At 56.4% G+C, this 15,758-nt stretch carries 13 protein-coding genes and 1 riboswitch; of the genes, 1 reads left to right on the top strand and 12 read right to left on the bottom strand.

From position 1 onward, the window contains the following. The 8 genes from PV433_RS12290 to PV433_RS12325 all read right to left on the bottom strand — a co-directional run bounded on the left by PV433_RS12290 (position 1) and on the right by PV433_RS12325 (position 11,796). Positions 1 to 1,002: a carbohydrate ABC transporter permease gene (locus tag PV433_RS12290; RefSeq protein WP_332072431.1), complete on the bottom strand. Its 1,002-nt coding sequence runs from the start codon at positions 1,000 to 1,002 to the stop codon at positions 1 to 3. Continuing rightward, entirely contained in the window at positions 999 to 3,962 is a 2,964-nt protein-coding gene (locus PV433_RS12295) for an extracellular solute-binding protein (protein ID WP_332072432.1), read from the bottom strand. The genes PV433_RS12290 and PV433_RS12295 overlap by 4 nt, the downstream gene beginning before the upstream one ends. Before the next feature lie 93 nt (positions 3,963 to 4,055). Beyond that, positions 4,056 to 5,177 (bottom strand): ABC transporter ATP-binding protein, encoded by a 1,122-nt coding sequence (locus tag PV433_RS12300; protein ID WP_332072434.1) that lies wholly within the window; start codon positions 5,175 to 5,177, stop codon positions 4,056 to 4,058. A gap of 17 nt (positions 5,178 to 5,194) precedes the next feature. Continuing rightward, complete coding sequence (locus tag PV433_RS12305; RefSeq protein ID WP_332072435.1) at positions 5,195 to 7,630, bottom strand: glycosyl hydrolase family 28-related protein; 2,436 nt, start codon at positions 7,628 to 7,630, stop codon at positions 5,195 to 5,197. Positions 7,631 to 7,705: 75 nt separating this feature from the next. Further along, on the bottom strand, positions 7,706 to 9,061 hold the full coding sequence (locus PV433_RS12310; RefSeq protein WP_332072436.1) for an ABC transporter substrate-binding protein: 1,356 nt from the start codon (positions 9,059 to 9,061) through the stop codon (positions 7,706 to 7,708). A gap of 272 nt (positions 9,062 to 9,333) precedes the next feature. Continuing rightward, a complete protein-coding gene (locus tag PV433_RS12315; RefSeq protein WP_332072437.1) occupies positions 9,334 to 9,768 on the bottom strand; it encodes a DUF6376 family protein in 435 nt (144 codons plus the stop codon). Between the two features lie 75 nt (positions 9,769 to 9,843). Continuing rightward, entirely contained in the window at positions 9,844 to 11,181 is a 1,338-nt protein-coding gene (locus PV433_RS12320) for an MFS transporter (protein WP_332072438.1), read from the bottom strand. A 33-nt stretch (positions 11,182 to 11,214) separates the two neighbouring features. Then, positions 11,215 to 11,796 (bottom strand): GNAT family N-acetyltransferase, encoded by a 582-nt coding sequence (locus tag PV433_RS12325; RefSeq protein ID WP_332072439.1) that lies wholly within the window; start codon positions 11,794 to 11,796, stop codon positions 11,215 to 11,217. 231 nt (positions 11,797 to 12,027) lie between these two features. Here PV433_RS12325 and yiaK point away from each other — a divergent pair, with 231 nt between their 5' ends. Further along, positions 12,028 to 13,032, top strand: a complete 1,005-nt coding sequence (gene yiaK / locus PV433_RS12330; RefSeq protein ID WP_332072440.1) for a 3-dehydro-L-gulonate 2-dehydrogenase — start codon at positions 12,028 to 12,030, stop codon at positions 13,030 to 13,032. Between the two features lie 50 nt (positions 13,033 to 13,082). Here yiaK and PV433_RS12335 read toward each other — a convergent pair whose 3' ends face one another. Genes PV433_RS12335 through PV433_RS12350 form a run of 4 tightly spaced genes read right to left on the bottom strand, consistent with a single transcriptional unit; the run spans position 13,083 to position 15,392 of the window. Continuing rightward, a complete protein-coding gene (locus PV433_RS12335; RefSeq protein WP_332072441.1) occupies positions 13,083 to 13,481 on the bottom strand; it encodes a hypothetical protein in 399 nt (132 codons plus the stop codon). A 41-nt stretch (positions 13,482 to 13,522) separates the two neighbouring features. Next, the gene (locus tag PV433_RS12340) at positions 13,523 to 14,326 is read right to left on the bottom strand and encodes a PP2C family serine/threonine-protein phosphatase (RefSeq protein WP_332072442.1); all 804 of its coding nucleotides are present in this window, start codon (positions 14,324 to 14,326) and stop codon (positions 13,523 to 13,525) included. 38 nt (positions 14,327 to 14,364) lie between these two features. Further along, positions 14,365 to 14,859 (bottom strand): metallophosphoesterase family protein, encoded by a 495-nt coding sequence (locus tag PV433_RS12345; RefSeq protein WP_332072443.1) that lies wholly within the window; start codon positions 14,857 to 14,859, stop codon positions 14,365 to 14,367. A 17-nt stretch (positions 14,860 to 14,876) separates the two neighbouring features. After that, on the bottom strand, positions 14,877 to 15,392 hold the full coding sequence (locus PV433_RS12350) for a mismatch-specific DNA-glycosylase (RefSeq protein ID WP_332072444.1): 516 nt from the start codon (positions 15,390 to 15,392) through the stop codon (positions 14,877 to 14,879). A gap of 210 nt (positions 15,393 to 15,602) precedes the next feature. After that, a riboswitch (guanidine-I (ykkC/yxkD leader) is annotated at positions 15,603 to 15,701 on the top strand. Positions 15,702 to 15,758 lie beyond the last annotated feature (57 nt).

A 15,758-nucleotide genomic window follows, 5' to 3' on the forward strand; every position in this document is an offset into this window, starting at 1 on the left:
TTACTCCCCCTTCGAACCGAACAGCTTCCAGCACAGCTTGCTGGACAAATAGATGATGATCAGCAGAACGACGGATATCGCCGATGCATACCCCATCTCATAGCGGATAAAACCGTAATCGTCGATATGGTTGATCATCAGGTGCCCCGCATAATTGGGAGACGGGTTCGAGCCGGTCAACTCGACGCTGATCGAGCCCGCTTTCAGCGTGCCTACCACCGCCATGACGGCCCCGAACAGCATCTGCGGCTTCATCGCAGGTATCGTAATGTACCAGATCTCCTGCAGCCTGGAACGGATTCCGTCGATCCGCCCCGCCTCGTAGAGCAGCTTGTCGACGTTCTGGATGCCGGCCAGCATCGCCAGAAAACCGACGCCCATGCTGGCCCATAACGAGACGACGATCATAATCTTCATAATGTACTCCGGCGACGTGGTCCACAGCTTCGGCTCGTTAATGTAACCGATCGACAGCAGAAAGTTGTTCAGATAACCGATCCGGTCGCCGCTGAACAAAATGAGCCATACGACCGACATGGCGATTCCGGCGGTCATCGACGGCGCGTACATGGCGAGCGTATAAAACGCCCGGATTTTGTCCGGCAGTTGGGCGATCAGCCAAGCGAGCATAAACGAAAGCACATAACCGACCGGGCCTACGATCAAGGCGAACAAAAACGTATTCGGCAGCGCATACTGCCAGAAGACGAGATCCTGCGTAAACAACACCTGGTAATTAAACAGTCCGACAAAGGTTGGCGGCTCGATGGCATTAAAGCTCGTAAAGGAGAGTACAACCGCCGCTACCGTCGGCAGCGCGATAAACAGCACAAACAGCAGAAAGAAGGGGCCAACGAACAAATAGGACACCCAGCTCTTCCTCAATTCGGAAAGCAGACTGCGCCATTTCTCCTGTAACGGGACGGCCCGGCGTCCGCCCAACCGTGTGCCTGTCGTCGACGGAACCACCTGCGGACCGCCTTGTTGTGAACGAATCGTCATCGTTTGCCCGCCTCCTCCCATGGTATCGTCACATCGGGCACCTGCAGTTTTCGCACCGTGTCTCCCTGATTGTTTACGAAGCCGAATTCCCGCTGCTTGCGTTTCAGCTCGCTGTCGATCTGGAACACCGCTTTTTCGAGCATTTCGCGGTAGTTGCCGTTTTGCAGCACCGTCCGCGTCCAGGCAAACGTCAGCTCGCGTGAAGTGAAGTACCCGCCCGGCACGTTCGGCACTTCCTTGTACCACTTCCACTGGCTAAGAATCGTATCCCGGTCTTTCTCCGGCCAAGGCAGCGTCTGAAAAGCCGCCACATTCGCCGTATTCCAGCGAAACTCGACGCCGTTCTGCAGCTCGATCTCGTTGCCGAACCGGGACTGCGTCTCCGTCGACGTCCACCATTTCAGAAACTCCCAGGAATCGTTCTGCCGCTTCGACGACTTGAAGATCATCCCGGACGTCATGTTGCCGCCGGACCAGCGGGCTACGGTCCCGTCCTGCTGCTTCATGCCGGGAATCGGCGCGATCTCCCAAGAGCCCGCCAGCTCCGGAGCCGCCACAAGCAGCTGCATGTAGGCGTTGTAATCGGCGATCCCGACAGGCATATCGCCGCGGCGGAAATGCATATAAAAGCTCGGCACCTCGGTCGGAAATCCGTATACCGTAAACAGCTCCGTCCACATCTTGAACGAGTTGAACGCCTCCCTCGAGTTCAAGGCGGAGCTTAACCCGTCATTTGTATAAAAGGACGCACCGTTCTGCAAGAAGAGAGGCACATAATTTTGTCTGGCGAAAAAGAAATCGTACCCTTTCTGCTGCAGCGTCGGCAGCATTTTGTACATCTCTTCCCACGTGTCCGGCGGCTTCAAGCCGATCCGCTGCAAAATATCGGTGCGGTAAAACAGCACGTTCAGCGCAACCGTCTCGGGCAGCGCATAGACGCTGCCGTCATACGTGAACGGGATCAGCGTACCCGGTACGAACCGCGGAGCCACGGCCGCATAGTCCGGAAAGTCGCTCAGCTTCGTCAAAGAGCCGCGCATCGCGAAATCGACCGGAGTGCCTTCGGCGATCCCGAGCGCCACATCCGGCTCGCGTCCCGCGGAGTTGCTCAGGATGAGCTGTCCGGGGTTCGGCATCAGATTAATGTTGACCTTGATTCCCGTCTTCGCCGTGAACGACTCGTCCGCCAGCTGCTGCATCAGCGCTACGTAATCGCGTCCGCGGTTGACCCATACGTCGATTCCTTCCGGATCGCGGCGGCCGTAATAGTGGTAGTCCGGCGAGAACGTACGGAAAAAGTTTTGCACCAGATCGCCTAGAACAGCCAGCGTACCCGGCGGCTTGGCAGGCTGTTCCGGGGACGAGGTAACGTAGATCCGGTCGAGCGTCAGCGGCTGCCGGGCCAATGCGTCGATAAACATCGTCATTTTCTCCAGGTTTTGCGCATGCAGCTCGGGCGGCCGCTTCGACAGCAGATCCGGCTGTGCAGCCATCTTGCGCAGATCGAAGATGACCGAGCGCAGCCCTTCCGCCCCCTGCAGCGAATTGCCGTACAGCTGCTGGAGCTTGTCGACCTGCCGCTGCAGACGGTCGGCGAGCGAGCCCACCTGCGTCTCGATACCCGGCATCGACTCCGACAAGTTCCAATCCCGGTTCTGATCCACCATGCTGCGGTTTTTGACGCCGGTCACCATCGCCACTTGACGATTCAGCTCCTGATAAGCATCCACAATCGCCTGAATCGACTCGCGGATCGGGGTGGTCGGAGACGGATTGGCTGTCAGTCCCATCGTGTGGCTTCCTTTTTTCAGATAGATGGCGTACGGCTTGCCTTGTTCATCCTTCAGATGGTCCACATTCCAGTTGCGCGAATACGGGAAAGGATACGATTGCAGCTCGCGGAACGGCACTTCGCCGTCGATGCGGATTTCCCGGAAACTGATCGCGTCCTTCGTAAAGTTTTGCAAATATTTGAAATGGATATAGTACAGGCCGTCGCTTGGAACGTCGAACGTCCATTCCGCCGATTGCCCGCCCCTGCTCCATCTGTAGCCGCCCATCGTATTGTAGATCATCTTGCCGTTCGATACGGGATCGGCAAGGTTGTCGTTGCTTGCCTGCACCTGTACGGAAGGGTCCGACTTGGCGCTCATCTGTTCCGCTTCAATCACGGATGTCCAGCCGGGCTGGACGTTATCCGGCAGCGACTGCCAGCTTGCCGCGACTTGCCCGTAAGCCGGCAGTTGGCGGGGAGCCCTGACGGCCAGCTCCGCCAACGCGAACGGCTCCAGCACCGATTCCAGCCGGATCGTATGCTTGCCCTTGGACAGCTTCCAGCGAAGTGGACCCGGGCTGGATAATTTGGCGTCCGTCAGCGGCCGCACGCTCCATTCGGACGTTTCCTGCTGCGACGGACGGATCTGATCCCCATGCTCATTGACGGCAGGCGGATACACCGATTCCGTCCACGTGCGCGGCAATTGGATGTTTCTCGCCTCCGCAAAAGGAAATGCACCGTCGATTTTCACCCCGATCTGAACGGGGCCAAGCGTCCCTTCCAGCGGCAAAACCGTCAAATCGATCGTATATAAGCCGTCCTGCGGCACATCGATCTCGAATTCAGCCCAATCCTTGGATTGCGTAAATTGGAGCACGCCCGTTTTGCCCAGCAAGCGGTCCGACCGGACCGAGACGCCGGAAGACGCCGCCGAGAAGCGGTTAGCCGCTGCACGGGGGGCGTCGGCTAGCGCATCCTTCCACCCTTTCTCGATCCACTCGAGAAGCGTCTGCGAGTATAACGACGCATACGCTTCGGACAACCGTTCGACCGGCGGTCTGACCGTACGGCCGTCCTGCCGGGAATCGGCTGCGGTGCCGCCGGCGAACAGGCTGCCGCACGGCACCAGGAGCAGCGCTCCCGCCAGCGCGAGCTTCACGGCACTTCCAGATTTCGTTCCCATCGACAATCCTCTCCACCCTTGTGCCTTATGAAGCAGCTCCCCTATAGCGGGGCCGATTTACGGTATTCTCCGCTTTCTTGTCAGGGGAACCCCTTAAACGATCAACTGCTGTGTGTCCCGATTGAAAAACAGCGTGTAGTTCGGATTAAACGTTAAAAGGAGCTTCGTCCCTTCTGCGACCCGATCGTAAGCGGCTGCTCTGGCCACGATTTTGTCGTCGCCGGCCTTCACGCGGATGAACCGGTCCGCCCCGACCAGCTCGCTGAAATAAGCTTCTCCGCGGATCGGCGCCTCCCCGGGCTGGCTCTCGCCGGCATCCGCTTCCTGCCATTGCACATATTCGGCCCGGATGCCGAGCACGACCGCTTTATCCAGATACCCCATCTCCAGCAGCCGCCTGCTCTTCTCCAGAGACACCGGCAGCGCGAAGCGGGGCGTATCGAAGATGAGACCGCCGCTCTTGCCCGGCTTCAGCCGTCCGTCCATAAAATTGATCGGCGGCGAACCGATAAAGTTCGCCACGAACATATTGGCCGGCCGCATATATACTTCTTCCGGCACACCCACCTGCTGGATGACGCCGTCCTTCATAATGCAGATCCGGCTTCCCATCGTCATCGCTTCCGTCTGATCGTGGGTGACGTAGATCATCGTCGTCCCCAGTCTCCGGTGCAGCTCGACGATCTCCGTCCTCATCTGCACGCGCAGACGGGCGTCGAGGTTGGACAGCGGCTCGTCCATAAGGAATACTTGCGGGTGCCGGACGATCGCCCTCCCCAGTGCGACGCGCTGACGCTGGCCGCCGGACAGCTGCCGGGGCTTCCGCTCCAGCAGATGCTCGATTTCCAGCGTCCGTGCGTTTTGCTTCACCGACGAATCGATCAGATGCTTCTCCGTTTTGCGGAGCCGCAAGCCGAACGCCATATTTTCGAAGACGCTCATATTCGGATACAGCGCATAGTTTTGAAACACCATCGCGATATCTCTCCGCTTCGGAGGCACATGATTCATCAGCTCGTCGCCGATATAGATTTCGCCTTGGCTTACCCGCTCCAGACCGGCCACCATGCGCAGCGTCGTTGATTTCCCGCAGCCGGACGGTCCGACGAATACCATAAATTCCCCGTCCTCGATATCCAGACTGACGTCCTTTACGACATACGGGCTGTTTTTGCCATACGTTTTATACAGATTGCGCAGGGATACTCCTGCCATAGGGAGCGACTCCTTCCTTACACGTTGATGATGCCGAAATCCCGCATCGCCTGCTTCAGCGCGTTCAGCTCCGTTTCGAGCTGGCCGACGGACAGCCCCGACGTATCGGCGATAGCGGGCAGCTTACCGGTATGGCCGAACGGCTCGTATACCGGCGGAACGTACAGTACGGCGCTGGGAGACGCCACGGCGACGGAGAGCGGCGCATTGATCCGGAGCTCGTTGCCGGCGATCCGGTTAATCCGGCGCGTCTGGTCTCCTGTGGCAATCTTGATCCATTGCCCGACCCGAAGCTGGGACGAATCGTTCACCGTTACTTTGTACGAGCCCGCCGTCCCGGTCGCCGTTACGCCGGTTAGCGTGCCGAACGTGCCCCCGTTCAAGATGCGGTAGCCCGCCGGTGTCAGACCCGGAACGATAGTACTGCCTGTCGCCAGCACGACGGTCCCCGGCTGATACGTCGTACCTGCCGGCAGCAGCGGGTCGTCGAAAGCGCGATCCGTAAATTTCAGATGTTTCTCGGCGCTGTTCGTACGAACCGAGGCGTGCAGATCGAGCCATAAGCCGCCTTGAACCGACGTAATGACATTGTCGGTCACTTCCACGTCCGCAAAGGTTCCGTCTGCGGCGTTCAGCCGGATCGAGTACAGACCGCGCGACGTCGCATACGTTTCGCGGATCGTATTGCCGGATATTTTCGCTCCGGCCACGGTCGAACGAAGCAGAATCGCCGCTTTGTACGCTTCGTTGCCCGCCGGATAATGACCTGCGTTCACGATCATATTGTCCGTAATCTGAATGTTCGACATCGTGCCGAACTTCGGCGTATTGCCGATATGGATCGCCGCGATCGGCGCGTTTTTAATGATATTGCCCGCGATGACGATATGTTTGACGTCGGTTTCGCGGACGAAGCCGATGCCGTAGCAGAATCCCTCCAGCACGTTATCCCGCTTGACGAACTCCTCCTCGCAGATGATCGTATTGCCGGTTATCGCAATGTTCTCGAACGTTCCCGTGTGATCCGGGGGCAACGCGCCGGGGAACGCCCCGATCCCGACCATCATGCTGCGCTGCTGTCTCGCGTTGGCCAAACTGACCGTATTGCCCGTCACCGTCACATTTTTGAGCGAATACTGCTTATACGGCCAAAACTGGATCGCATGCACGGCGTTCGTAAACGTGTTGCCCGAGACGGTAATGTCCGCCCCGTCGCCGCTCGTCTCGCTCGACTGGATATGGACGCCGGTAACGTATCCGTCCGAGACGTTGCCCGAGACGACGCTTTTGCCGCTATGCGTCTCGATGGCGCCCATCGCTTTTTCTCCGGGAGCGGCATAGAAGCGGCAGTTCGTGACGACATGCGACCAGCCGTTCATATAAACGGCCGAATTATCGTAACCGTCATAGCCTCTCGCATGGACGAAGCGGAACGTGCAGTTGTTGACGATCGCGTTGCGCGAAGCGGCATTGTTAAGCACGACCGTATTCCAGCCGCAGATCGGATCGAAGGTGCAATCCTCGATCGCGATGTTTTCGTAATCGAACAGGCTGATGCAAAATTGCGTCCAATAGTAGTCCGTCCGGCGATGATCGATATTGCACGTCGTATTGCCGCTCGGGTTTTGATCGAACTTCAGGCCGCGGATCGATACATTGCTCACCTTGGGCCAAGTCTGGAAATTGCCGATGATCGTCCAATAGTCGCCGGTGTCGTCCTTCACCTTAATGACCGAGTTCGTCCCTTCGCCGAGCAGATGAACGTTGCTTTTCGGGACGATCCGCCGCGTCTGCAGCAGCGGAGAGACGATGTACGTGCCTTTCGGAAAATAAACCGTCCCGCCGCCCAGCGCATAAACGACGTCGATGGCCGCCTGAATCACGTCCAGATCGTCGGTGACTCCGTCGCCCTTCGCTCCGAACCATCTGACGTTATAGCGGCCATCCTCGACAATCCGCTTGAAGCGGGCTCCGGAGGAGGAGACGACCACAAGCCCCGTATTGTCCGCCGACGTGGTGTCGGACGGATCGTACAGCAACGAGCCTTCCATCCCCGGGTCGGTCATATAATAAACCACGTCAGGGCTGGGAGAGCTTAAGGCGCGAAGCCCGGCAAGCGTCGTTTTTACAAAATCGCAGCAGGCCAGCTCCTGCGGGGGAACCGAAGGTTTCGGAGGTTTGGGCGGCCTCGGGTTGATCCGGCTCTCTCCGTATACGGCATCAATTACACCCGGGTCGTCCTTCCCGCCTCTGCCTGCGTTGGCCATTCCATATGTCGTTCCGTATACGACGGCGGCGGCGCCGGCCGCCCCGATCGAGGCGAGCAGCCTGCGCCGGCTCAGCTTCTGCGCCGCGATATGGCCGGGGTCCGTCCAATCGGCGTTCTCCTTCGTGAACGCCTCCTGCTGCAGCTTCTCCGGTTGATCCTTACTGTGGCGATCGGCTTGGCTCATGATCGTTCCTCCTCCAGAATCGTTGAAAGATCGGCGAACGGCTCCGTTTCATGGGAACCGTCCGCTCGTACCGCCTTACTTCTTCTTGCTTGCGTAGAAATCGTCGATCCGCTTCTGCACTTCCTTGTTGACATGGTCCATCATTTCTTTGGCCGTAATTTTGCCGGCCTGGAAGTCCGGGAACAGCTTTCTGTATTCCGTGTCGTAAGCGACCGGGAACTGCGGAATCCATTTTTTCGCTTGAGCGTTAATCTCAAGGAACACTTTCAGATCCGGATCGTTTTTGCTTTGCTCCGTCAAAAATTTGCTCGTTTTCATTGGCGTCAGTAAGCCAAGCCGGTTATACAACGATTCCGCCCCCTCCTCCGAAGAGGTCATCCATTTGATGAACGTCCACGCAGCGTCCTTGTCCTTGCCGGCCTTCACGATCGCAAGGTTGGAGCCGCCGTTCCACAAGCTCGCCTGAGGAGCCGGAAGCACTGTAATATCCAGATCGGGCTTCGCCTTGCGGAAATCTTTCACCTGATTGGACGTGACGACCATCATCGCTTGTTTCTCCGCGACGAATGGATGCGTATTTTTCGGCAGTTGGGCTTTCAGTTGGGTGTACGCCTGCTGATTGATCGTGTCCCGGTTGAATGTATACAGCCAGTCGAGGGCGTCGACGATTTTCGGATCGTTGAAATTGACTTTTTTCGTCTCCGGATTCCAGAACGTGGACGGGTCGGCTCCGTTCAAGTAAGCGACGAAGAACAGCCCGGACAGGATGCCGTAATAAAACAGCGGATTTTCACCTGTCATTTCGTATTCGCCGTTTTTCATGATCCAGAACTTTTTGAAAAATTCGTCGGTATCCTTCAGCCCCTGCAGCTTCGGAATCGATTTCTCCCCGTACTGGCTCATAATTTTGTTGTTGACGATCAGGGCGTAAGTCGGATTCGAATACATCGGGAGGCCGTATTGGCCTTTCTCAAATTGCGGGATCTCGTAAAGCACTTGATGGAACAGGCTTTCCGGCTTGTAGGTGGGATCTTTCTTGATGTAAGGCGTCAATTCCTCAAACAGCCCGTCCATAATCCAGTTCGCTTCCAGACGGTTGTTCGTCGCCACGTTCGGCGGGTTGCCGGCGGCAATCATCGGCTCCAGCGGACCGAGCACCGGCTTCACGGAAATGTTCGGATACTTTTTGTTGAAGTCGGCGATCATGTTTTTGATGTCGGCTTCGGGCCAAGTCGTGTTCGGGTATTGCCAGATAACCTCGCCCTTGAGCGATGCCGGATCTTCGGCTTTCGGCTTAACCGTCTCCGGCGTCGTTCCCGCCGGCGGTGCCGCTTCCTTGCCCGCTCCACCGCAGGCCGACATAAGGAGGGTTACCAGCATTACCGCGATCAGACCGATCATGGAAAAGCTTCTTCGTGCTGCGTTGTTCATCTTTTTCTTAGACTCCTTTGTGATAAGGTTCATGCTCTCCCTCTTTTCGCAAACGCTTACAACTCGCGTTGTTACCGTAATTTTATCGCGGGAGCCGGGCGAAAAGCTTTGGAGGATAAATCGTTCTTTTTGCACTTCGTGTTGGATAATCGTTCATTTTTTTTGCACTCCGGCACTCGGCCGGGAAACATAGAAAAGAACCCTGCCTATTCAGGTCAGGGTTCGCTCAGGTTAGATGGGATAAGCTTCCGGCAGCAGGTGCGCAGCAATCGCTACGGCTGCAAATTTTGGATCATGTCCATCGTTTCGTTAATTTTATTGACGGTCTGGACGATATTGGAATTTTGCAGGCTGGTAACGCCATTTTGGATTTGCGCCAAATAACCGTTAATATCGGTCAGCAGCGTATCGTTCAGTCCGACAAGCTTCTCATGAATCGTCTTCGCAAAAGCCGGAGCCTCGATTCCTTTAAACTCCGTGATCCGCGCCTTCATCGCTTCCAGTTCCTGTGTCAGCTTCTCCTTCGCCTCCGTGCTGGCGGCCGCCTGCTGCGCAAGCTCCTGGACCGAGCCGCCGAACTGCGAGGCTTCCTGGATAAAGGTGCCGGCTTCTTTCGTATAATCCAACGACTGATTCACGCTGTCCAGCAAGGAGCAGCCGGAGAGGACGCCTAGTATAAGTGAAAATAACAGCAGTCTTTTGAACATTTCTCACCCTCCTGTCTACGTTACACGGTTCTCACTGTTGTATACGTAAACACTTGGAGAATGGTTTTATTTTTTTCACATCGCTCGCTCTTCCGTCCGAACCGCCCGTACCGACTGAATGAACAAACAGCTGACGAATGCGATGAGCGTCATCCAGAACCCGTACATCAGCAATTGATGAATGCCGGTCATCGTTTCGGGCGCCTTGGTTAGAAACGCCCCCATCAGTGTAGTGCCGACAGCCGCCCCGATGTTGCGGGAGAAAAACTGCATCGAGGTCGATATGCCTTTCTGATGAGGGCCGACCAGCTCCTGAGCCCCGATCGTCGTTACGGTAAAAATAAGGCCGAATGCCAAACCTTCTACGAACATGAATGAAAAAACGTACCAAAATCCGCTGTTCTCGTTCAAGAAAACAGCCAGGATTCCGCATCCGACCAGCAGCGCGTTGCCATAAATCAGCAGCTTGCGGTACCCGTACTTGATGACCCAGCGTCCGGCCGGCACCGAGACGAGCATCCAGCCGATCGCTTCGCCAAGCAGCGGAAGCCCGCTTTCGAACAAGCTGTACCCGCCCACTTCCTGCATAAACAGCGGGACGTAGCTGGAGGTGCCGAATAACGAAGCGCAGGCGAGAAACGAATTCGCGATCATCCATGCCACGTTGCGGTTGCGGAATAACGTCATCGGGATAAGCGGCGACGGATGCTTCCTCTCCCAAGCGGCAAATCCGATCAACAGGATTATTCCGCCCGCAGCATAGATGACCAGGTTCGTTTCGACAACCGTCAGAAGCAGCAGCAGGCTGATGCTCCCTGTAAATAACGCCGCTCCCCAATAATCGATCTGAGCGCGCTTCGGCTCATATTTTTCCTTATACGGGATAAGCAGCAGCAACGCCAATAGACAAACCGGGATGTTCACGTAGAAAATCCATCTCCAGCTCGCATATTCCACGAATACGGCACCGAGAAGCGGCGCAATGACGGCGGAAATGCCCCACATGCCGGAGAACAGCGCCTGTACCGTCCCCCGCTTCTCTACGGTCAGCAGATCGCCTGCAATGATCGCCGGAAACGGGTTCATAATGCCGGCTCCGATCCCCTGAACGGCGCGGAACAGCACCAGCTGCAGCATCGTATCCGCGCTGCCGCACAACGTCGAGCCGATCAGGAAGACGGCAATGCCGGTGGCGAACACTTTTTTCCGTCCGAATATATCCGAGAGCCGGCCTGCAATCGGGGTCAGCACCGTAGAAGTAATCATATAAGCGACGAAGCTCCACGCGTACAGCTCGAATCCGCCCAGTTCCTTAACGATATGGGGAACGGTCGTGTTCGTAATCGTCGAGTCGATCGAAGAAACCAGCACAGCCAAGACGATGCTGGCCATAACAAACCATTTGCTTTTCATGTTAGACCTCATTCCAATAACGCCAATTCCAGCTTATGTTGCGCGGCCGGTATCGATCGTTCTGTTCAGCAGCTGTCCGATCATCCGCCAGCCTTCTTCGCATTTCTCGTTCTCAAATACCGGGATAAATCCGTAGTTCAAGTACATGCCTACCGCTTTATAACTTGTCGTTTGCGTCGTTAGATACGCCTGCTCGTGAAACCTCGCCATCGTTCTCAGCGCCTGCGACAGCAGCGGCTTCGACAGCTTCTTCCCCTGATGCTCGGGGACGACCGCTACCCAATGAATCCGGCCGATGACCGCCCCTTGAAACTCTCCGTACCAGGCCGTAGTCGTCCCGATCGGGTCGCCGTGTTCATCTGCAATGAACAGGCAGCGCTCCTCCATCCCGGCAAGATGTTCGCCAAATTCTTTGCGGAAATGTTGAAGCGCCTCCTCTTCGGTTTTGAATTCCCCGGCGGCACATTCGATCCGCGCCCAAGCCGTCTCGTCCCCGCGTCTGAATGTGCGCACCTCGTAACCGGCAGGCAGCGGCGCGTCCGGAATCTCTGCTAAATTCGGACGCTGCATCGTAAGCGGAATATACGGAATCGCTTCAGGTCGTTCTTGGTTCATCTTCTAGCACACTCCGTTCTCTGATTAGCAACTACGATTATTGTCATATAGTTTGGTTGCGGAAATCTTATCCGTTCGGATTACTCCTCGCAGATCATCCTGCGGGTCACTGCCTCTTCCCTCGCCCCGTCGCTTCATACGAAATGGTTCCTTCCTCTCTACTCCGCCCCGATAGTCTGGTATACTTATCGTGCATCGGAAACTATCAACGTGACTAAGGAGTTGGTCCTCATGCGTATTCCGTTCGAACAAATGACCGAACGATTTCGTTCTGTGCTGATCAAAAACGGCTTTCCCCCCGAGCGGGCCGGGCTCTGCGCGAGCCTGTTCGCCGAGGCGAGTCGGGACGGCGTTTATTCCCACGGCTTGAACCGTTTTCCGCTATTCATCGATTTTATCCGGAAGGGTTATGTTCAGCCGGGAGCGGAACCGGAGCTGCTGGAGCGGATCGGTATCGTAGAAAGATGGGACGGCCGATCCGGTCCCGGCAACCTGAACGCCCACTTCTCGATGGGAAGGGCGGTCGAGCTCGCGCAGGAACACGGGATCGGCTGCGTGGCGATCCGCAACACGAACCATTGGATGCGTGCGGGCAGCTACGGCTGGCAGGCGGCGGAGGCCGGCTGCGTCGGCATATGCTGGACGAATACGATCCCGAACATGCCTCCGTGGGGCAGCAAGGATAATAAGCTAGGCAACAATCCCGTCGTCATCGCCGTGCCCCGCGAAGAAGGACCGGTCGTGCTGGATATTGCCATGTCCCAATTTTCCTACGGCAAGATGAGTATCCACGCCAAAAGCGGCGAGCCTCTTCCCGTAGACGGCGGCTTCGACCGCGACGGCCACGCGACGAGAGATGCGGCCGCTATTATGGAGACCCGCAGAGCGATGCCGATCGGCTTCTGGAAAGGCTCGGCCTTATCGTTCGTACTCGATCTGGTCGTTACGATGTTGTCCGGAGGAAACTCCTCGATGGATATGGGCAAGCTCGGTGCGGAACGCAACCTCTCCCAGCTGTTTCTCGCAATCGATACGCGCAAGCTGCCGGATCAAAGCGCGCTTCGCGATAAAATCAACGAGATGATCGAAGATTTGCATCAGGCGACTCCTGACGAAGGCGGCGGCAAAGCCCGCTACCCTGGCGAAGAGACGCTGCGGGTCCGAGAGCGGAATATGAGAGACGGTATTCCGGTCGACGAAGCGATGTGGCAGCGCGTATTGGAGCTGGACGCTTAATCTCCAGACCGCAGAGCTGGACGGCACCTTTTAAACCCGGCCGCGAATCTTTACATATCCAGCGCTACGTCCCATTTGCCGAATTGTGCGATCACCTGCATCAGATCGTGATGGATCGGAATAATAAACCGCATCTTGCCCAGCGGGAATAACCCGCTCCGGTTATGGAGGGTCGCCTGCTTCACATACACGTTGTAATGCGGGGGACCGTCCGACTCTTGAACGATCTCTTGCTGGGAAGCCTGCTTGTTTACGAATCGCAGATTCGGCGATTGCTTCGATTCGAAGGGCGTAATGCTGACAATATCGCTTAAATGCAAATAATAATTCGCATGAGGCTTGTGAAGCACCACTTCTTTCGTCGAGACCGTGATGCCGAACAGCCTCTTTTTGTGCGACAGCTTTAATTCGCCCTCCAGCGGCTTCAGCTTAATGAAGTCCGGGTTCATCCGCATCTCCTCCTCCGCTGTTTTCTCCTCCGGAACCCCTATCAGAAACGAAACAGAACCGCGGAACGGTCGTCGGGGCGCATTTGTTTCGCCTGCTCGGCTGCTTCCACCTGTTCGACGTAACGGTCAAAGCCCAGTTCCAGCAGCAGCTCCATCGTTTTGTCCAGCGGATAGTCCGGGTGGAACATGCCGTCGGAGATGAGCAGCAGATGCGTCAACCCTTCTTGCGGTACGAGGCCGGTTTGGATGTAATCGGCCGCTTCCGCCATCCCGTTGGCGACGCCGTATCCTTCCGGCGTGTTGGCCATGCCCCGATGATACGCCATACGGTTGTTCAATTCTTCGAAAAAGCTTTCATCTTCAACGTGAAGCCCGTTCTGACGGTCTCGCGCGCGCTTCGCTTTCGCTCTTGCGCTAATTCCGCTTACCCGGTTTTCCGTCAGCACCTTGACGCTGCCGTCCGCATAACGAGCAACCGCCATACTGTCGCCGAGCTGGGCGTATCGAATCCCTTCCCCCGTAACCTGAGCGACGGACAGACAGGTCGACCACAATTCATGCTTAATCCGGACGTTGACTCCGTACGATACCATCTTGCGGTTCAGCTCGCGGTTCGCTTCGGCGATCGCTTCGGTCAAGCTTCCTTCGATATGTTCTCTCTCCAGCGCGGCTTTGAATAAATTGGCGGCGAGATAAGCTCCGTTATGACCGTTCTCGTCGGTAAAAGATGCCATCGGCGTAACTCCGTCAAGCACTCCATAGATGCCGCAGGACGGATTGAGAATCAGTGCGTCTTCTCCCTCACGCTTTTGCGGACTCGGCTTCGAATAGTGAACAATTTCCATGATAGCGCCTCTTCTCTAGAATGTGATGTCAGCTTCGCTTACGAAAAAAAATGGTGCTCTGCGGTAAACTCCCCATCACCAATATGGATCAGGCCGTACGAGTATAACGGCTGACGCCGCTTGTCCGTCGGCGAACCGGGATTGAACAGCAGCACGGAACCCGCTTGCTCCTTCAGCGGAATATGGGAATGACCAAATACGACGATGTCCGGCGGATCTTCGAGAAACGCCCGCCTCGCCCGTTCGGGCGTCGTTCGCCCCGGCCCTTCATGGCCGTGCACGATGCCGATCCGGATGCCCTCGCAGACCGCGACGCGCTTCATGCCGAAATGCCGGATGATCTCTTCGCCGTCGCCGTTGCCGGCTACCCCTTGCACCGGAGCGATTCTGGACAGCTCCTCATATACGTCCAGCGTCATCCAGTCGCCCGCATGCAGGATCGCGTCTGCCAGGCGCAGCCCTTCGATCAGATCGGGAGGCAGCTTGCGGCTGCGTCCGGTCAAGTGCGTGTCGGATACAACTCCGATGATCATAACGCGTCCGCCTTTCCTTAACCCGTGCTTTCCTTCAAATAAACGGTCAGTTGGCGAAAAATGGCCGTAATCTCTTCGGATCTCATGCGGACCAGTCCGCTGGACGACGGGGCGACAAACTCCACGACGTTCGGAACGAGCGATTCCGGTTGCGGCCCCCATTCGATTCCGGTCCTTCCGCTGTACTGCTCGTATACGCCTTTGCCGACGAAACATGCAACCTTGGGCCGGTAACGCTGGATCGTCTCCATCAGCCTCAAGCGTCCGGCCTTGTATTCTTCCTTCGTAATCTCGGCCGCCGTCTTCGTCGGACGCGCGACGATATTCGTGAACCCGTAACCGAGCTTCAGCAGGTCACCGTCTTCCTCCGGCTTATACTTGCGCGGGGTGAGTCCGGCTTCGTGGATCAGTTTCCAGAACCGGTTGCTCGGATTCGCGTAATGATGACCGGTTTCGGAGGAACGTACGCTCGGATTGTAACCGATGAACAAGATCGAAAGGCAGTGGTCCAAATGATCGGGAATCGGTTTCACGTTGGCTGCCGCCTCCTCTGCCGGCCTCAGGCCGGATAAATTCATTCTATTATACCACAATGAACCACGCTTGATTGAAATAAAAGCAAGAAGCTTCACTGGAAGTATGTCTAAAGGCAAGTCCATTTTCCATGAACAGAAAAGGACGGTATTCCTTCCATTGTTCTATTGAACTTCCCCCGGAAGTGTGTATAATGAGAAGCAAGTTCATATTAAGTTTTCTAGGGTTCCGCAGCTTCGTCTGGTCAGGTCCGAGGGAAAACTCGCAGCTTCACCGCTGTGCCACGGAAGGATAAAATCCTGGGAGAATAACTGCATTCGAATTTCGAATGCGGTTATCTCCCGGGTTTTTTGTTTTTCTGGTCT

Origin of the sequence: Paenibacillus sp. GYB004 (genome assembly GCF_036577605.1) — a bacterium.
Taxonomy (GTDB): domain Bacteria; phylum Bacillota; class Bacilli; order Paenibacillales; family NBRC-103111; genus Paenibacillus_AB; species Paenibacillus_AB oceani.